The sequence below is a fragment of the Muriicola sp. Z0-33 genome (genome assembly GCF_026126425.1).
In the GTDB taxonomy this organism is placed as follows: Bacteria; Bacteroidota; Bacteroidia; order Flavobacteriales; family Flavobacteriaceae; genus JAFMPW01.
Genome location: NZ_JAFMPW010000002.1, coordinates 486,417 through 505,163, shown reverse-complemented (window position 1 = coordinate 505,163; position 18,747 = coordinate 486,417). Strand labels below are relative to the sequence as shown.

The window sequence follows — 18,747 nt, the reverse complement described above, 5'->3', positions numbered from 1 at the left end:
TATATGGTTTATGAATTACCCCAGGAATTCCCAGGTATTCGGGGCAAATCGATAATCGTCCGCTTTAGATTGCTCAAGGCCAAAGTTAGAAAATACAAGTAAGCGCGAATCTTTCATCAATGCCTTAATTCCTGAGGCATACCCTCCTGAAACTTCCAGAACAACCGGATTGTCCGAGGACAAATGGTACATCTCGCCTTTTAAATCATCAGATGGCTTTTCAAAATTATCTATTTTAATCAGATTGACAACAAATGCACCCGAATTGCAATAGAACCATTTTTTTTCATGTTTATGTCCCTGCCAGGCCCTTACGGTTTCCGTATCATTGGGGGCTATTTCATAAAACCTCACAATCTCATTCATTTCAAACGAATTGAAAAAGTTAAGTTGGCCCCTTTCGTCTTTAAAACTAGATCCCTGGATAAGTTTTAATGATGGCATTACAGATTTTCCTTTATAAAATCCAGATCCAGGAGAATATTCTTCAGGGCATCATTGGTCAGCAGTGTAGTATTGTGCGAATGGTAATCTTCTATTGAACTAATATCTGTTTCTCCCTCCGAAAAGTATCGGCTGTAGTTGAGGTCTCTGTTGTCTGCCGGAATTCTGTAAAATTCGCCCATATCTTCGGCCTTTTGCATCTCTTCCCTGGTACACAAGGTCTCATAGAGTTTTTCCCCATGCCTGGTCCCAATAACTTTAATATCGTTATCAGCGTTAAAAATTCCTTTTATCGCCTCTGCAAGATCCCCAATGGTACTTGCCGGCGCCTTATTTACGAACAAGTCTCCCTGGTTGCCATTTTTAAATGCAAACAGCACCAAATCTACGGCATCTTCAAGCGACATTAAAAACCTGGTCATATTGGGGTCTGTCACCGTAATCGGTAATTTATCCTCTATTTGCTTAACAAATAGTGGAATTACAGAACCTCTGGAGGCCATTACATTTCCGTATCGGGTAAGGCATACCGTTGTTTTATCTTCAGGAATATTTCGTGAAGCTGCTACAGCCACTTTCTCCATAAGTGCCTTACTAATACCCATGGCATTAATAGGGTAGGCTGCTTTATCTGTACTCAGACAGATAATTTTACCCACATTGTTTGCAACGGCGGCATCTATGGTATTCTGAGTACCAAAAACATTGGTCTTTGCGGCTTCTATTGGGAAAAATTCGCAGGAAGGCACCTGTTTTAGGGCTGCGGCATGAAATACGTAGTCTACGCCATGCATTGCTTTGGCTATACTATTATAATCGCGTACGTCACCGATATAGAATTTAACTTTGTTATTTTTTAAGCGCGTTCGCATATCGTCCTGCTTCTTCTCATCCCTGCTGAAAATGCGAATTTCTTTTATATCTGTTTCCAGAAAGCGGTTGAGAACTGCATTCCCGAAAGAACCTGTACCACCTGTAATTAGTAATGTTTTGCCTTTAAACATAGTTTTGATTTGCTATTTAGTTTTTTGGAAGAACAGTAACAGTTTTGCTCTCATAGAGCTTGGTGGAACTATTCATTCCTTTGGTTATTTTTGATTGTGGGGATGCATTTTCAAAATAAAGAAAACATCTCCTAAGAACTCAACGATAATTCTTTCTATATATTTTTCGGAAGAGCCCCTTCTTTAAATTCAATTTTCATTTGGGTTCAAAAGCACTTTCAATTAATTGGCGTTGCACTTCAGGATTGTAGTACTGATCAACAATTTCGTAACAATCATTTTCTATCTCCGTTGGTGTTTTAGCGCTGATCATTTGCAGTACTTCTAATATTTTATTCTTAAGATCTATCTCGTCGTTATATTGGAATAGTGCACCATTCTTAAGATGCTTAATAGCTTCAAATTCTGGCCCCTGATCATTTGGATTATTATGTGAGATTACCGGCACACCATACATTAAAGAATGAATGGCCGTTAAACCAATTTGTCCTGGTGCAACACAACAGTCGCTCGAATATATCAATTGATAGTTAGCAGCCTCGTCATAAGATGCTCCATAAAAACAAACTTGAGACTCCAAATCCTTGTTTTTGACTAATTGCTGTAGATTTTCTCTTTCCGGCCCATCTCCTACAAATAGTAAATTGACAATAACCTGTTCATTTTTTAATAGTGCCGCCGCATTGATAAGCATGTCTAGTTTCTTCTCCGGTATTAACCTTCCAATAAAAATCAATTGACTATTAACCGGATTTGTAAATAATGAAGCTCTGAATTGTTTGCGTTGATCTGAATTAACACTCCCGCGAAAACCAATTTGAGCTTTGTAATCCAGAGAGTTGTAAACCACTGTAATTTTTTCACTTTTATATCCCAGTCGGACAAGGTTGTCCTTGGAGATATTACCATAAAGCAACAGTCCTTTAAATAAAGATTTGTAAAAGAGGACATATAGTTTGCTTCTCAGGTTTACGATATTATCTAATACGCCGTGTGCCCAGTTATAATTGGGTATTCCTTTGATTTTTAGAATAATTGAGGCAATAATTATACTTATCCAGTATGGCGAGGAATGGACAATTGCACCATCAAATTTTTTAAATAAAATAAAGCGAAGTAGTCCTCGGTTGAACCAGAAAGTCCCAATCCTGTATGAAGGAAAATCGTAGAAGTGCGGATAATCCTTAAAATCATATGGCTTAATTTCATTATAACCTCTTTTATCGCCGGCAAAGTGATAGGTGTTTTTATCAGATTCCAGAAGTGCTTCTATTACACCATTTCTATAATGTGGGAATCCCGGATAGATTAGGATTATTTGTTTTTTATGATTTGTCATTAATGCCTGTTGATATGTCTGTTAGGTTTCCGATCTGTTCAACCATTAAACGCTGCTATATTTTAAAAATTATACCTGGCTATCCAAAAATCAATATGCGGGCTTCGGCAATCCAGAAAGTGAGGTGTAGATTTTGTATTCAGTTAGTTGACAGCCTGATTTTTAAACCCCATTTTGGGGTTATAATATCTTAGGAGAATATAGTAACACTATATGGTCTCCTGGCCAATGGTATTTATCTGTCTTTATTGGCACTCATAGCTGCAAGAAATCCAGTATTCTTGCTGCCTGTACCTTGTTGTTTTTATGATCCATCACAAAATTTTTGGATTGTGATCCAAATTGATGTAATTCTTTTCTTGTTTTACTTAGAATAGTATTAAGAGCATCGTAAACGCCCTCCACACTTTCATCCTGGAAGAGATAAACAAAATTATGATATTCTTCAGGCATCCCCGGGAGGTTGGTGGTCACCATTGGAGTTCCTGATACCATATATTCCATATTCTTAGATGGAAAAGAATATTTGGTAAAAGCTTCTGTAGTGGGTCTGGGATTTATCAAAAGGGTGGCCTTCAACTGATCCCGGACTACAATTTCATTGGGGACAATACCCATATAAATTACCCTTGGATCTTTATTTGAGTACTTGTCCATGTCTTTTACCATCTGTCCTTTGCCATACAGATGAAGCTTTAAATCCTCTCCTTTAAGTTCAAAAAATGCATCTATAAGCGTTTTTATTCCATACTTTTCATAAAGTCCTCCGGCATAAATCAAAATCCGATCAGCATCCTTTTCCTCAAGCACATTGGAAGTTGTTTGCATACTAATATCCACCAGGCCCTCCATAATCATATATGGTTTGTTTTTGGGATTAACCACTTCATTCATCTGCTGTGTAAGCAAGATATACCCATCAAATTTGGACAACATCCAGGAAACTAGGGCTTTATAACTCCCGGCCTTTAGTCCGGCTTTTTCACCGGAATTACCAACCATCATGCCTGGAAAATCTGTAACAACCGCTATAATTTTGGTAAATGTAAGCCTCGAAGCAAGTAATGAGGCAGCGGTAATAGATAAATTCAACACATCACAAATGATTACTTTCTTCTCTTTTTTGCGCTTAAAGAGTGTCCTGAAAAAGAAGCTAAATAGAGTATAAATGAATACTCCTAAATTTTTTATAACGGCAAAGTTGATCAGGGGAACATAACGGTAGGAAACATTATTAACATTTTCCCTGCTTGTCTTCCAGAATCTCTTTTTATGAGAAGTAGCTGTAACCGGAATTGTGCTTAGGGTTTCAACTTTGCATTCAGCAGGGTGCATGCCCATTCCTTCAACAATTAACCGGTGGAACTTTTGTATCGCCAGACCCGGTTTTTGACTGGAAGTTTCGAAGATGTATTTCAAGACATTCTCGGAACATAAAGAGCTTGCATAAAATATTTTGATCATGTCCTTGGACTCGTATTGTACTTGTTAATGATCCCCATAAAGAGACAGAAAAAAACAAATATGTAGAAAGAACCATCAATAATTGGTTCTACCATAAAAAGAAGCATAAATGCAATAAAATATACCAGGGTGATAACATTGAATGAGGTATCTGCAGGGGCTATGGTTTTCACATGCTTAATTTGAAACATAGAGCGTATGGTAAAGAATACCAGTAAGAAAAACGAAATTACCGTCCCTAGTCTTAGCACATCAAACCATAGGTTATGAGAATAACCAAATTCTTTTACGTCCCAGCCAAGGGGTTTTTCTATTATATATTGCATGGATTTAAACCAACGGCCAGTTCTACCACCCCCACTGGCAACATCATTGGTACCATTATTATCCATTCTCCCGGCAAAACTAGATAACCAATCTGCGTCCCAATTGAAAGACACATTTCTATATACCAGAAAAATACAAGCAAGAAGCAAGAACAATAAGGTTACATTTTGTTTTAAAGAATGTTTAGGAACCATATAAACCAAGGCAACCAAAAACGTAAACATTGCAATTACCAACTGGGTTCTACTACCCAATCTTAAAACACACACCAGAGTAAGACCAAATATTATCGCCAGAGCTATTTTCATCCAAAGAGATAGTCTTTTAGGGCTGGATAATAATATTGCCGGGATACACATATTTAATACGAACGGCGCAGCCACCCCTGTGGCATTGGTTAGTTTTTTAGTCCAAAAGAACGGGACACTTCTGGATCCCTGTACAAATCCTCCCTCCTGAATATTTAATAAAACAGATATTAGTGATGCTGAAGAAATAATTATTCCAAAGCCAAGTAAAACATAGAACAACTGAGCAGTGTCTTTTGAATTTTGTACAAGTTGTTTACCCCACATATATAATGTAGCAGGCATCAGGGCATAAATAAAAATATACTGAACACCCTTAGCAGGATCATTGCTATAAAACAGGGCATAAACAATGCTGAAAATCAGTAGTATGAGGAGATTAAAATCCAGATTTTGTTTTACAAAATCTTTCTTTAATAAAATAGTAATAATTAACAGATAGCCAAAAATAAAGCCTATTGAAAAAAAGTTGAGCAAAAAGCATAGCAATAGAAAGCTATTTAAATACCCTAATCTTTTCGCGTAGTCTAGAACTTTTGATACCATAATAGATAGTATTACTGATCTAGTGTTGAAATTGATAACATCTTGTACAAAACCTTGCAGCCACCCCTGAATTAATCCCGGGAAAAATGTACCCCTTTTTTTTCATAGCTGACTTTTAATATTAATTCAAATATAAGTCCAATACAAATGAATTATTATAAACTTGGTTTAGTATATCCAAATGTCTTAATATCCTCTGCAAATGCCTCATTTACCAGATCTATTGTTCTTTCTGTATAATGCTGGCTAAAGGAATTGTTCTTCCTGCTCTTTTTCAGATGAGGAAGATCTATTGTGATTCCCAATTTACGACCGATAGTATCAAGATCCTCGTTTAATTGCTCCATCTTGCCAATAAAATCCACGAGACAATTGTTCTGCTCATCGTAGAAAAACCGTTTTTGCAGTCGAAGTTCATTATGTATTCTCCAATCGAGGTATTTTTCAAAGCTGCCCAAAGATGTAATAAGTTCGTGCTGATAATGATTGGGTGATTTCAACATGTAGGTATAAAGCGATACCTGCCAATCCCAAGGATTTCGAACAAAACCAAACTTGTAATAACTGTCAAAGACTTCTGCCGGAATTTTATTCTTAATCTCTAGGGCAGTCGAATGCCCGTCAAACTGACTGGAATAGATCTTAGGATAGCTGCCGAGTAAAAATTTAAATTTGCTATCCAGGGAGCATTTCAAAAATGACTGATCATTATGACTCTTAAGCGCCTGCCGCATGCTTGTTCCGGCAACTTTGTAGTTATGAATAAAGATGAATTTCTTTCCGTGTGATATGATCATAAGAAATTTTTTACTGCGGTTTTCGTGGCAAGATTAATTAAAAATTTAATTAATAATGCATTTAATAGTTAAAAGTTTTTAAAACGGGATGAGCAGCAATTTCCCTGCCGATAATCCCGTAAATAGCGTTCTTCAGAGGAATGAAGCCAACTTTCAGGGAGTTAAAGTAAAATTTAAGATAGTTATTTAAAGAATAACTGTTGAGGACGGTATTTATTATTTCATCCTGCTTATTTACTTTTAATTTTTTTCGAAGTGATTCGATAATATGTTACGATATAGCGCGTTTCTAATTTTGTGTCATTTAATCGGGGATTTTGAGAGTCACAACCAAAGATGATCAGAAAATTTAATAGAATCTCTTGAGCCATACTATATTTGCCACTAAACTTTATATCAGTAATTAACTATGTGCGGTATTCTTGGAACCATTCCTGCTACGGATCATTCTCAATTTAAACAGTCTTTGGACACCCTGGAGCATAGAGGACCAGATGATTATGGAATAGAAACGCTTAACAATTCCATATCATTAGGGCATAGAAGATTATCTATTTTAGATCTTTCTGCGAAAGGTCATCAACCCATGCAAAATGAGGATAAACGATATACGGTAGTCTTCAATGGAGAGATTTATAACTTTCTTGAACTTAAAGAAGAATTAAGGGCCAAAGGACACAGTTTTAGTTCCATTTCAGATACAGAGGTATTGCTTAAAGCATATATAGAGTGGGGGGAAGAATGTGTGCTTAAATTTAATGGTATGTGGGCGTTTGCCATATGGGACAATGAAGATAAAAGACTATTCTTATCCAGGGATAGATTTGGAAAAAAACCTCTTTTTTACGCTATTGAGGACGGGAAGTTCATTTTCGCTTCCGAAATGAAAGCGATTTACCCCTTTTTGAAGCATGTTGAAATTTCCGAAGATTTTCATTGGATGAAGAGAAACATTCTTGCTTATGAGACAACAGACAAGTGCCTGATAAAAGGTATAAAACGATTTCCTCCAGGGTACAACGCCGTATTTAAAGAAGGTGAATTACACACCTATCGGTATTGGAACACTTTGGACCATTTGGTGGAGGTGCCAAAAACATATGAGGAACAAGTAGAGCATTTCAGATACCTGTTCTTGGATTCTTGTAAACTGCGAATGAGATCGGATGTGCCAATTGGTACAGCATTGAGTGGTGGCCTGGACAGCAGTGCAACCATTGCCGCAATGGCCTATTTGTCTGGCCATAATGAGAGTTATGCGGAAGATTGGCAACATGCTTTCGTAGCTTCTTTTCCCGGGACACCCATGGACGAGTCGCACTATGCCAAAATGGTAACCGACCATTTGGGTATTAAAGCAACATTCATCGATATTAACCCTCTGCAGCACTGGAATAAGCTCGAGGAATACTTTTACTTGTTTGAAGATTTATACATTACCTCTCCCATACCCATGATAATGACTTACCAGGCGGTAAAACAGAACGGGGTAACGGTAACCTTAGACGGCCATGGAGCGGACGAATTAATCAGTGGCTATGCGCAAATTACAGAAGCCCTGTGGGACAGTAAATTCAATATAAAAAACATTAAAGACATTTTAAATACCTATGAGGGTACACTGAATAAAAGTGATCAGTTTGAAAGTCTGAATCATTTGAAGTTCTATACTAACTACATGGTTAAAAAAGTAGCTAAAAAACTACTTGGGAAAGAGCATATATCCAGAGATGCCAAGCATCCTAATTTTAAGAAATTAGATAATTTAACCAAGTATTTATACGCAATTTTCCATGAAAAAACCTTGCCTACCCTGTTGAGGAATTACGACAGATATGCAATGATAAACAGCGTGGAAATCCGAATGCCGTTCATGGACCACAGAATAGTTAGTTTTGTAAACTCTTTACCATACACCAGCAAATTGGGGGATGGGTATACCAAAAAGTTAATAAGAGACGCTATAGACCCCTATCTCCCTAAGGAAGTTACCTGGAGAAAATCTAAAATAGGGTTTACATCACCCATAGTAGATTGGATGCAAAACGATTTAAAGGAATGGTTTGCTGATACTACACATACTAAATCTTTTCTGGAATCGGAGTTGGTGATAGATCCACAGGAGTTACAAAGCAGGATCATGAGTATTGTCAACGGAGAGAACAACAATTTTGTTTTTGCACAGCGATGCTGGACAGATTTAACCCCGCATATTTGGGAAAAATCGATTCTGGACAGGGATCATAGTTTTAATTAATCACAACTTTCTTTTTAAAAGAAGAGTAACAGCTAACAAATTTAAAATTCAATGATTTATCTAAAGCCTCTTGGAGGATTGTGCAATAGGATTCGAACGGTAGATTCTATGCTTACATTATGTAAAGAGAACAAAGAAGATCTGACCATCCTTTGGGTAAATAACCCTGCATTAAATTCCAATTATGACGAGTTGTTCTTAATTCCGGAAATTTCAGGGTTTAAGTTAACCATAGTTAATTGCCCTCCTGGATTCCCCGATTTGTATTTTCCCAAGGCAATTAATAGCATAAAAAACATCGTAAAAGGGAGGCGTTTATCAGCTGAATACAAACCGCTTTTGAAAAAAATTGTCCAGGCAAAAGCTAAGAATTCAATAAACAACCATTACCTGATGGACCTCTATGAAGCCCCTAAATATGTAGATAAATTATCGGCAGGGGAATTGGATGAAATGATCTACCCTAAACTGGCTTCAGATTTAAAAAAGTTCTTTAATAACAATACAACCAGCGGTTATATCGACTCTTGTCACAGATTATGTCCTATTGAAAACGATTATAAACTATTTGTCCCTGCAGAAGATATTCAGAAAAGAATCCAAAACACTGTCAATCGCTTTAATAATACCATAGGCCTGCATATCAGGAAGTCGGATCATGTTACTTCAAGAAAGTACAGCACCACTGAGAAGTTTGTGTCCATTGTTGACAAAGAAATAGAAAGGGACCCTAAAGTGAGCTTTTTTGTTTCTACTGATGATGAAGAGACCAAGCAACACTTAATATCGAATTACGGAGATAAAATTATTTATAATGAAATTAGCAGTTATGACAGGAATGACCCTTTAGCCGTTAAAGATGCGGTGGTTGACCTTTACTGTCTGGCGGCTACTTCAAAATTGTTTGGATCTCACCACAGCTCATTTAGTCAGGTTGCTGCCATCATTGGTGGAATAGAAGAAATTACCGCCAGATAAAGTCCTTACAGCTCTCAGCAGAGGGTTATTTTGAACTAAAAAGAGAGGTTATTTTTTTAATTGCCCGACGAAATTTTTCTTTGCTTAGTTCAAGGTAGAGGTATAGCGCATCTCCCCGGGTAATACTTTTCTTCTCATAAAGAATTTCCCGCATTCTGTTAATTGAAAATTTGTTTATGCCGTCCTTCTGAGTGTCGTAAAGGAAGTAGTCTATCCCGGAAATATTTTCAATAATATTGGCATCACGAGGCTTCAGACTCCTGCCAAAAGTTTTAAGTAGCTCGTAATTCAAAATTCTGGGGGTAAGCACAAATCTTTTATTATAGGTCTTTCTGTAGTTATATAAATCTACACAAAGGTCCTCTGCTGCAATTCCTAGGGCCTTGTAAATGTTTGCATTTTCAAAGTAGACATCGTATACACTGGCAGATACTGTTAATGAACTAAAAGAATACTCCTTTTTATCTGCAACTAATAAGTTTACCTGATAATCTGTGCTATCGCTTGCGGCATGGGTGCCTTTATCGCTAAAATTTGTGGTGAGTGATATTTTAGGATATAGAAAGAATTTACCTGTGGCCACGAGATAGGCAATATAGTACTTCAGCCACGATTTCTCTGACCAGTTAAGCACAAATTTGGGCAGTTCCAACGCTTCTGGTATTTGCTGATTATTTTCATACCAGGTCAGGAAATCTTTAAATTGTTTTGCACTCCAGGCCTGTCCCCAGGAAGAAGCAAACTGGAAATACCAATTGTCGAAACCGTCTTCAATTGGGGTGAAATTCATCCCATTATTTACGTTTCGCTGGTGTTTGTAGAGTGAAATACCTCCTATGTAATTTTTGTCTTCACTAAACGCCAGAGCCCGCGAGGCATAATAGTAGAAATTTTGGGAAACATACAGATCGTCTTCCAGTACAATTACGTTACCATGGTGTAGCGCAAGCGACCCGCACTTAAGGATATGTTTTCTCAACCCCAGATTTTCCTCGTTGTACAACACCTCTTTTTCACCATGAATCCAATCAAACTCTTTGGCCATTAACAATACATCCTGATTGTTTTCCCCATTGTCTATGCTAATAACGAGAGGGATATCAGAAGAAGGGTAATTGGCTTTTTTAAGCGAATCCAATAAACGAGAAAGCGATTTTGGCCGATTATAGGCTACTACAACGATGGGGATCTGCTGCTTATTCATCTCCAAAAGATTTGTAGAATTCCTTGATGTCTGTAAATCGCGCAGCATTTTGTTCTATCCATGCAAGATCTTTATCCCACCATTTAAACTGGAGCAGGAATTTGATTTGATCATCATCGAAGCGCGATTTGATATACTTTGCCGGACTCCCTCCAACAATTGCATAGGGCTCAACATCCTTGTTTACAAGGGAATTGGAAGCAATAATGGCCCCGTCACCAATAGTAACTCCGTCCATAATACTTACACCGTAACCTATCCAAACATCGTTCCCAATGCTTATTGAATATTTGCCCTCTTCATCTACGGGTTTTTCAAATTCATCGAAGAGCTGACTTTTGACATAGGTGATTCCAATTTGCTTACGCAGTGAAAAAAATGCGGGATGACTACTGACAAAAGTATGTGTAGGATGTTTTCCGAAAATGCAATTCACTCGGGGACCAATACATGTAAATCGCCCTATTTTAGCTTTTAGCATAGAAGTATTATCCCCTAAGTAGGAGGCGTATCCTATTTTTGACGCCATGATAACGGCGTTATCACCGAAATAATTCCTTCCTTCAAATTGAGTGGAAAGACCGATGGTAACATTACTGCCAAAAATTATGTTGAACTTTTTCTTCAACTTTAAACGCAGAAAGTAAAGCGCAATTTTGGTCAGGAATTTACTCGATAATACTATTTTTCTAAAGCGTTGTTTCATTTTTTGAGCGAATAAAAAATATTCTTAACTCTTTCCTTTCATAAAACCTCTGGCCTTATCGATGGCGATGTTATACTCCGGAATTTTCATGAGGTACACGGTACCCCAATATAAAAGTATTCCCACGATCGGAACAATTATCAGTTCAAGCAAATCATTATTGATGAATAACATTAGCAAATAACAAATTGCTGCCATGGCGAGACCAGCAAGAATAATCTTCAGTAAATCCTTAATCTGACTGAATCCTCCGTATTTCATAAACTTTCCGGGATAATAAGAATTAATAAAGAAATGAATAGAGGTCGACGCCAATTCTGCCAAAGCTATATATATGATCCCATATTGCAAAGCGATTATCACTAAAACAACTCTTACGGCAATGCATAAATACTGTTGCCGTAGCACCAGATCTGTTCTTCCTATTACATAGAGCAGGTTAATATTAACAACAACTACAGTAGTTATAAACCGGGCAATACAGAAAATCTGCATTATTGGGATGGCAAATGCCCATTTGTCTGTTAAGATCACAAGGATTATGGGTTCTGCTAAGACAGCTAAACCAAGAAATACGGGTAAAGTAATTAATGCTGAAGTTTTAATTATGGTCCTGGTCATTGAAACCAATACCTTTTTGTCGTCCTGAACTGGCGATAAACCTGGTAAGAGCACATTATTTAATGCAGAACTAAAAATGCTGTATACCACGTCTGAGAATTGTATGCCGCGAGAGTAAAAGCCCAGATCTTTTGCACCGATATATTTTCCAATTAAAAGTGAGTTCAGATTACTGAAAAAACTGCCGAGCAATTGGGAGACCATTAATTTGTAACCATATGAAAACAATTTTTTAAATGAGGCCTTTGAAAAAACCCAATTCGGTTTCCATTTTACGATAATCCATGTAAGTATCAATCCAATTACGGCTTTTAGCATAGTCTGCCAAACCAAAGCCCAAACACCCCAGCCAATGTACGCCATGTAAATGGCAATTCCTCCCGAAATCACTACCGTAATCAAATTTATCTTAGTCAGTGTTCTGAAATTGAGATCAATTACGAATAGGGTAGTGGGCAGGGCTTTTATAGCCCCTATTATCAGCGAAAGGGCCATAACCCTTAATAATAAAGACAGTTCTTGTATTTCGTAGAAATCCGCAATAAAAGGAGCAGCCACCCATAGGATGAGATAACACACTATGCTTATCCCTATATTGAAGATAAAGACCGTAGAATTATCGTCTTCTGTCCTGTCCTTTTTCTGAATAAGGGCTTTGGTAAAACCACTGTCGATAAATACACCGGATAAGACAATGAAGACCACCAGAATTGCAATTATTCCATATTCTTCAGGTGCCAGAATTCTCGCAAGAATTACCCCAAGTACGAATTGCACGACCTGGATAGAGACACGGTCGATAATGCTCCATGCCATTCCACGAAACATCTTATCGCCTAGGCCCATAGTGCAGCATTTAAATTATTGAGGGGTGACAAATTTATGCCAGTACCAAATGCACTTTTGGAAAGATTTCTTAAGCAGAAGTAAATCGTGTTCCAAATTTGAGATGGAAGGGCAATTTTCAGAGTATTTAATGTCCGTCTTGTCACACCTCCGTATTTAATGTACTCCCTAAGCCTTCTGTTAAGGAAGATTACCTTCGCCTCACACCATTTATAATAGGCATTAGAACGTTTTTGCGTTGCTTTGGCGGCAAGGTCATCTTTAGAATTCTTCATTAAAATTATTTAACTATTAATTTTAACGAGATACCACTCATATAATAATTTTATGCCCTCTCCTAACCCAATCTTATGTTTCCATCCTAATGCATTAAGCTTAGTTACATCGGTAAGTTTTTTCATGGTACCATCTGGTTTTGTGGCATCAAAGTTGAATGAGCCATCGAAGCCGATGATACTTTTAATTTCATTGGCCAGCGCCGCAATTGATATGTCCTGGCCTGTACCAATATTGATATGTGTATTTCTTATTTCTTTGGTCCCTTCGGGATAAGTGTCTTCAAAATCTGCCTTCTCCATTAAAAAGACACAGGCATCGGCCATATCTTCTGACCACAAAAACTCGCGCATCGGTTTCCCGCTACCCCAAATATCTACTGAAACTCCCTCAGCATTGCTTCTAAGCCCATAATTATTGAGCATCTTCAGCATTTCTTCCTCGGAAGCCTCTCCATTTATACCTTCAATGGGCAGCGAATTAAGATCACTTCTTATTAAATCCCAATTGTTTTCCCTCAAGGCTTTGCCAAGGTGTATCTTTCTGATTAGGGCTGGTAAAACATGCGACTTCTCTAAGTCAAAATTGTCGTTAGGACCGTAGAGATTGGTGGGCATCACGGAAATAAAGTTTGTTCCGTATTGCAAATTATAACTCTCACATAATTTAATTCCCGCAATTTTGGCAATTGCATAGGGTTCATTGGTGAATTCCAGCACATCTGTTAGCAAATAGTCCTCTTTCATGGGCTGAGGGCAATTTTTGGGATAGATACAAGTACTGCCCAGGAACATTAATTTTTTAATACCATTTAAATAAGACTGATGAATTACATTATTCTGAATCATCAGATTCTCATAAATGAAATCTGCCCGATAGCGATTGTTAGCAACAATACCTCCGACCTTCGCGGCTGCAAGGAAGACATATTCTGGTTGCTCTTCGCGGAAAAATTGCTGTACTGCGGCCCCGTCAGTTAAATCGAGTTCTTTATGTGTACGGGTAATGAAATTTGTATAACCTCTCCCTTTAAGGTTTTTTAAGATTGCACTTCCCACAAGTCCACGATGCCCGGCCACATATATTTTAGCGTCTTTCTGCATCGATTATTATTCAAAATAATTTAGAATTCTATAACCACCTTCTTTAAGATATTGCTCTTTTTCCATCAATTTAACATCGCTTTTTACCATGTCTTTGATGAGGTCGTCTAAAGAATATTCTATTTCCCAACCGAGCTTTGTCTTTGCCTTAGTAGCATCACCAATTAGCAATTCAACCTCGGTGGGCCTAAAGTATTTAGGATCAACACTGAGTACCTCTTTCCCAATTTCCAATTGAAATTTGGGGTTGGAACAGGATTTTACATAGGCTTTTTCATCAATGCCTTCTCCTTTAAATTCTAGTTCTATTCCCGTTTCCGCAAAACTCTTTCTAACAAATTCACGCACAGGAGTAGTGGTACCCGTTGCAATAACCCAATCTTCCGGTTCATCGGCCTGTAGAATCATCCACATCATCCGGACATAATCTTTTGCATGTCCCCAGTCTCTTTGTGCGTCAAGATTTCCTAAATAGAATTTATCCTGTAATCCCAGGGCAATCCTGGCGGTTGCACGTGTAATTTTTCTGGTGACGAAAGTTTCTCCCCTAATGGGCGATTCATGATTAAATAGGATACCGTTACAGGCAAACATATCATATGCTTCCCGGTAATTAACCGTTATCCAGTACGCATACATTTTTGCCACAGCATACGGACTTCTCGGATAAAATGGAGTGGTTTCCGTCTGGGGAACTTCCTGTACTTTACCGTACAATTCTGAGGTGGATGCCTGATATATTCGTGTCTTCTTTTGAAGGCCAAGGAGTCTTACAGCGTCTAAAACCCTCAACGTCCCAATTCCGTCTGCATTAGCTGTATATTCTGGTATTTCAAAGGAAACATGTACATGGCTCATTGCTGCCAGATTATAAATTTCGTCTGGCTGAATCTCCTGAATCAGACGAATTAGATTAGTACTGTCTGTCATATCTCCATAGTGTAGAATAAAATTACGATGTTCCACATGCGGATCCTGATAAAGATGATCTATACGGTCTGTATTGAACAGGGAGGAACGCCTCTTCAGGCCGTGGACGATATATCCTTTTTTCAATAGAAATTCACTGAGATAAGCTCCATCTTGTCCTGTAACCCCCGTAATTAAGGCTATTTTGTTCATGCTATAGTTTATATATAAATTGGAAAAGTATAATTTACACAAAGATGCTTATTAAAAACTAAGATGCCCAGAAATTCTGTGCAAAATGACATAAAAAACGATAAACTAAAGGAAGACACTACTTAATGATTTACGGAATTATGGTATAATTTATCCAATGAAGACATTCCTCAGAATCTAAAGCAAAAAACCCTTGAGCGTTTGCTCAAAGGTTTTATATGTAAGTTCTTTAAATTATACTGCTAATTTGGAGGATTGAAGTTGACGTTTGTCCAGGTACAGTTTACGTAGGAAGGATTAAAACTACTATACGGAGCATACACCCCCTGCACTTCAATTTCCAAATAATCTCCATTGCTGAAATTACAGTTCCTGAATTCAAAATCTTCTGTACGGAAGTGTACTACACTAACCGCCGTAAAATTAGAGATATTACAATTAATAAAATCATACCTTTTTCCTTCGGCAGAATAATTAGAATCACCTCCTATCCTCAGGGCGCTATAGGTATTATCAATAGTAATATTTTCAAAAACATTATCATTTCCAAGACTTGCATCAGCACCTGTAGAGTCAAAATAAGTGCTTAAAGCAATGGCGGCCCATGTATCTGTGATCTCCATATTTTTTATGGTATTGTGATGCGCTCCGTTGTTTATTAAAACTCGCGAATGCCACTCACCAGAGGAGGTACTTACTCCACGAACAGCGCCACCATTTATGGTATTGTGGTGCACCCCTGGATAACTCAATTCAAAATTGGTTCTCCTGGCCACACAGTTTAGAAAGGTATTGTAGGTACCATCATTTTTGATGATAAATCCATGTCCTCCATGACTTAAGCCCTGTGCTCTTTCTGCATAACAATTTTCTACAACGGTGTTCGTGATGCCACCTGCTAGCAGAAAGTAATAATCGGTTGGATTTGTAGCATTATCAGCATAAACTTTACAATTGCGAACTCTTGAATTGTGCGCCCCGGTTAGTTTAATAGCTTCTGCTGTTGCATTAAGTACAAAACAGTTTTCCAGAACAGAATTGCTTCCTCTAATATTTAGACCAACCCCATCATAGCCATTGCTGTTTTGATTCCCAGAATTAAGAACAATAATATTCTTTGCTTTGAAGTCATCCGCTATAGACTGGGTCAACAGACCATTTGAATATCCTGATATTTGAAAATTCTCAATCTCAACATTTTCTTCAAAAATATTTATCGCTGCACCTTGGTTTGGTGAAGAGGAAATTATCAATGGCATTTTGCTTGGATTCAGAGAATTTCCATAGGAGAAAGTAGAACCACCGGAGCTTACTAAATCTCCGGGTGTGTTGGTATATCCAATAAATTTGGTTGGGTTAGATACAGAATTCAACCTATCATCCAGCCTTAGTTGTTTATTCCCATAGTTACCTGCTTTAACATAGATAATATCACCCGGTTTGGCCACGTCAAAAGCGTGCTCTATGCTCCAGGCAGAGCTCTCTGAAAGCCCGCTATTACCAGCACTTCCACTAGTTGTTACGTAATAGCCCGGAGGTGCATTACCACCGCCACCGGTATTTCCACCACTTCCCTGGGTAACGGTAATGGTCACAGTATCTGAATGTGCTAATCCTGCTGCATCCTTTACTGTTAGTGTTATATCATATACTCCAGGGGTGTTAAATGTACGGGTAGCATTGGTAGCCGCTGAAGGATCCCCTGGGAAATCCCAGTAATAGCTTACAATACCGTTATCATCGCTAGAATTTGATCCTACAAATGAAACCTGAAGCGGTGCATCTCCACTTAAAGGATTTGCACTTGCTACGGCTACAGGAGCTTCATTGCTCGGTGGTGCATTAACTGTTATATTGACGGTCTCTTTATCGGAAAGGCCGTTTTCATCTGTAACAGTAAGTTCCACTGCGTATGTTCCTGCATTATTAAATGTATGGGTCGGATTTGCATTGTTAGCAGTACTACCATCTTTAAAATTCCAGGAATAACTCGCCACAGAATTGTCATCTGATGAATTACTACCAGTAAAGGCAACTTCTAAAGGTGCAGTTCCACTAAGGGGAGAACCCGTTGCACGGGCTACGGGAGCTTCGTTGCTTTCTTCATTAACAGTTATAGTTACAGTGTCTGTTGAAGTAAGGCCTTCTGCATCGGTTACCGTAAGTTCTACTTCATAACTACCTACATTATTAAATGTATGTGAAGGATTAGCCGAACTGGAAGTTCCACCATCTTTAAAATCCCAGGCGTAAGTTGTAATCTCATTGTCATCCGTAGAGTTACTTCCCGTAAATGACACATCAAGAGGAACGCCTCCACTAGATGGTGTTGCGTCCGCTATTGCGATGGGAGCTTGATTTTCAGCAGGGGTATTCTCTTCTTCAGAGGAGTTTTCTTCTGCAGGTGGCGCAGGCTCTTCCTCTATTATTATAATGGGTTCTGCGGTCTCCGGCACGTTATAACTTATTACTAGTTTAGGGCCAATTTTAGAAGGATGCTCTTTAGACGCAATGGCTAAATCATTACCTTCTTCGTGCTGTAATATAAGCGTAGTATTTTCAGGTATGAGATCTGAGCCGCTTAGGGTTACTTCCTCAGTATTACCAATTTTGAACTCCTTGGTAATAGCACCTAGAAGAATATCGATATCCGGAACATTTATATTGTCAATTTCCTGTTCGGTCCAATCGCTGTCAACACCTTTATAGATATTAATTGTTCCGTTACCTTCATCACTGTTTACTGTAAATTTAAGGGAGGCATCTGTAATGTACCCGCCAATAGCTTCAATGGCGCTTAGATCGAACTTCAGATAAGAGGTTCTGTTATTTTCATCGAGACGTATGATAGTCTGATTATAGCCTTTACCGCTTTGAACATGGGCGTCGTCTACAGGAGGGAATTCTGTGGTTCTACTTTCAAACCCATCTTCCATACCGTCTTCTGCGGGGGGTTCTTCTTCTGGAGTTTCTGGCTGCTCTTCTTCCTGGCTCTCTGCTTCTTCTTCTTCTTCTTCTGCTTCCTCAGAATTTTCGCGTTCTTCAACGCTGGCAACCGAGTCGTTTAGAACGGCATCTGATAATATATCAATATCCTTACTACAAGCAACTATTATAGTTAGGATAAAGAAATACAGAATCAAATTAATGACCTTGGTGGGGTGGTATTTCATTTGTGGGGCGATATTTTAAAAAATCTGTCTTCTACTTAATTCAGGATCGTTTTAATGTAACTCTGTTATACCGATAAAAATTGCCATATTTTCGATGAACTGCATAGATATAAAAAAAATATGCAAAAACTTAATAATTATCGGTAAAATAAGCTGATAACAGGCCTTTACTTCGCAACAATCCTATTTTATTCATGGGCATGTATCGGTTGTAATACGTAAATAAACGATG

The 18,747-nt window shown here is 38.1% G+C and carries 14 protein-coding genes and 1 pseudogene; 2 read left to right on the top strand and 13 right to left on the bottom strand.

All coding sequences use genetic code 11. The features are described from left to right. Window positions 1-15: 15 nt before the first annotated feature. The 6 genes from J1G40_RS05080 to J1G40_RS05055 all read right to left on the bottom strand — a co-directional run bounded on the left by J1G40_RS05080 (window position 16) and on the right by J1G40_RS05055 (window position 6,229). Window positions 16-444, bottom strand: coding sequence for a sugar epimerase (locus J1G40_RS05080; protein WP_265241512.1), 429 nt, complete (start codon window positions 442-444; stop codon window positions 16-18). Beyond that, the gene (locus tag J1G40_RS05075; protein WP_265241511.1) at window positions 444-1,448 is read right to left on the bottom strand and encodes a polysaccharide biosynthesis protein; all 1,005 of its coding nucleotides are present in this window, start codon (window positions 1,446-1,448) and stop codon (window positions 444-446) included. The genes J1G40_RS05080 and J1G40_RS05075 overlap by 1 nt, the downstream gene beginning before the upstream one ends. A gap of 196 nt (window positions 1,449-1,644) precedes the next feature. Next, on the bottom strand, window positions 1,645-2,787 hold the full coding sequence (locus J1G40_RS05070) for a glycosyltransferase (protein ID WP_265241510.1): 1,143 nt from the start codon (window positions 2,785-2,787) through the stop codon (window positions 1,645-1,647). Window positions 2,788-3,042: 255 nt separating this feature from the next. Continuing rightward, on the bottom strand, window positions 3,043-4,251 hold the full coding sequence (locus J1G40_RS05065) for a glycosyltransferase (protein ID WP_265241509.1): 1,209 nt from the start codon (window positions 4,249-4,251) through the stop codon (window positions 3,043-3,045). Next, window positions 4,248-5,432: an O-antigen ligase family protein gene (locus tag J1G40_RS05060; protein WP_265241508.1), complete on the bottom strand. Its 1,185-nt coding sequence runs from the start codon at window positions 5,430-5,432 to the stop codon at window positions 4,248-4,250. Before J1G40_RS05060 ends, J1G40_RS05065 begins: the two co-directional genes overlap by 4 nt. Before the next feature lie 155 nt (window positions 5,433-5,587). Next, complete coding sequence (locus J1G40_RS05055) at window positions 5,588-6,229, bottom strand: sulfotransferase family protein (protein ID WP_265241507.1); 642 nt, start codon at window positions 6,227-6,229, stop codon at window positions 5,588-5,590. Between the two features lie 409 nt (window positions 6,230-6,638). Between J1G40_RS05055 and asnB the strand changes: the two genes are divergently transcribed. Continuing rightward, window positions 6,639-8,486, top strand: a complete 1,848-nt coding sequence (gene asnB, locus J1G40_RS05050; RefSeq protein ID WP_265241506.1) for an asparagine synthase (glutamine-hydrolyzing) — start codon at window positions 6,639-6,641, stop codon at window positions 8,484-8,486. A gap of 51 nt (window positions 8,487-8,537) precedes the next feature. Next, entirely contained in the window at window positions 8,538-9,464 is a 927-nt protein-coding gene (locus tag J1G40_RS05045) for a hypothetical protein (protein WP_265241505.1), read from the top strand. 25 nt (window positions 9,465-9,489) lie between these two features. On the opposite strand, the gene J1G40_RS05040 is transcribed toward J1G40_RS05045, so the two are convergent. From J1G40_RS05040 to J1G40_RS05010, 7 genes and pseudogenes are all read right to left on the bottom strand, one after another. Continuing rightward, the gene (locus J1G40_RS05040) at window positions 9,490-10,668 is read right to left on the bottom strand and encodes a glycosyltransferase family A protein (RefSeq protein WP_265241504.1); all 1,179 of its coding nucleotides are present in this window, start codon (window positions 10,666-10,668) and stop codon (window positions 9,490-9,492) included. A gap of 76 nt (window positions 10,669-10,744) precedes the next feature. Next, window positions 10,745-10,945, bottom strand: a pseudogene (locus J1G40_RS18340) (hypothetical protein); the annotation flags it as partial. 453 nt (window positions 10,946-11,398) lie between these two features. Then, window positions 11,399-12,841: a lipopolysaccharide biosynthesis protein gene (locus J1G40_RS05030; RefSeq protein ID WP_265241502.1), complete on the bottom strand. Its 1,443-nt coding sequence runs from the start codon at window positions 12,839-12,841 to the stop codon at window positions 11,399-11,401. Further along, window positions 12,832-13,116: a hypothetical protein gene (locus J1G40_RS05025; protein WP_265241501.1), complete on the bottom strand. Its 285-nt coding sequence runs from the start codon at window positions 13,114-13,116 to the stop codon at window positions 12,832-12,834. Before J1G40_RS05025 ends, J1G40_RS05030 begins: the two co-directional genes overlap by 10 nt. Before the next feature lie 9 nt (window positions 13,117-13,125). Continuing rightward, a complete protein-coding gene (locus J1G40_RS05020) occupies window positions 13,126-14,220 on the bottom strand; it encodes a GDP-L-fucose synthase family protein (protein WP_265241500.1) in 1,095 nt (364 codons plus the stop codon). Window positions 14,221-14,226: 6 nt separating this feature from the next. Next, window positions 14,227-15,342 carry a GDP-mannose 4,6-dehydratase gene (gene gmd / locus J1G40_RS05015; RefSeq protein WP_265241499.1) on the bottom strand — a complete coding sequence of 372 codons (1,116 nt, stop codon included), beginning with the start codon at window positions 15,340-15,342 and terminating at the stop codon, window positions 14,227-14,229. A 242-nt stretch (window positions 15,343-15,584) separates the two neighbouring features. Next, entirely contained in the window at window positions 15,585-18,515 is a 2,931-nt protein-coding gene (locus J1G40_RS05010; protein ID WP_265241498.1) for a PKD domain-containing protein, read from the bottom strand. Between the last annotated feature and the right edge of the window lie 232 nt (window positions 18,516-18,747).

What these genes read in the sequence shown, in the direction of transcription:
- J1G40_RS05080 (WP_265241512.1), bottom strand. Translation starts at nt 444, where the DNA reads ATGCCATCATTAAAACTTATCCAGGGATCTAGTTTTAAAGACGAAAGG.
- J1G40_RS05075 (WP_265241511.1), bottom strand. Translation starts at nt 1,448, where the DNA reads ATGTTTAAAGGCAAAACATTACTAATTACAGGTGGTACAGGTTCTTTC.
- J1G40_RS05070 (WP_265241510.1), bottom strand. Translation starts at nt 2,787, where the DNA reads ATGACAAATCATAAAAAACAAATAATCCTAATCTATCCGGGATTCCCA.
- J1G40_RS05065 (WP_265241509.1), bottom strand. Translation starts at nt 4,251, where the DNA reads ATGATCAAAATATTTTATGCAAGCTCTTTATGTTCCGAGAATGTCTTG.
- J1G40_RS05060 (WP_265241508.1), bottom strand. Translation starts at nt 5,432, where the DNA reads ATGGTATCAAAAGTTCTAGACTACGCGAAAAGATTAGGGTATTTAAAT.
- J1G40_RS05055 (WP_265241507.1), bottom strand. Translation starts at nt 6,229, where the DNA reads ATGATCATATCACACGGAAAGAAATTCATCTTTATTCATAACTACAAA.
- asnB (WP_265241506.1), top strand. Translation starts at nt 6,639, where the DNA reads ATGTGCGGTATTCTTGGAACCATTCCTGCTACGGATCATTCTCAATTT.
- J1G40_RS05045 (WP_265241505.1), top strand. Translation starts at nt 8,538, where the DNA reads ATGATTTATCTAAAGCCTCTTGGAGGATTGTGCAATAGGATTCGAACG.
- J1G40_RS05040 (WP_265241504.1), bottom strand. Translation starts at nt 10,668, where the DNA reads ATGAATAAGCAGCAGATCCCCATCGTTGTAGTAGCCTATAATCGGCCA.
- J1G40_RS05030 (WP_265241502.1), bottom strand. Translation starts at nt 12,841, where the DNA reads ATGGGCCTAGGCGATAAGATGTTTCGTGGAATGGCATGGAGCATTATC.
- J1G40_RS05025 (WP_265241501.1), bottom strand. Translation starts at nt 13,116, where the DNA reads ATGAAGAATTCTAAAGATGACCTTGCCGCCAAAGCAACGCAAAAACGT.
- J1G40_RS05020 (WP_265241500.1), bottom strand. Translation starts at nt 14,220, where the DNA reads ATGCAGAAAGACGCTAAAATATATGTGGCCGGGCATCGTGGACTTGTG.
- gmd (WP_265241499.1), bottom strand. Translation starts at nt 15,342, where the DNA reads ATGAACAAAATAGCCTTAATTACGGGGGTTACAGGACAAGATGGAGCT.
- J1G40_RS05010 (WP_265241498.1), bottom strand. Translation starts at nt 18,515, where the DNA reads ATGAAATACCACCCCACCAAGGTCATTAATTTGATTCTGTATTTCTTT.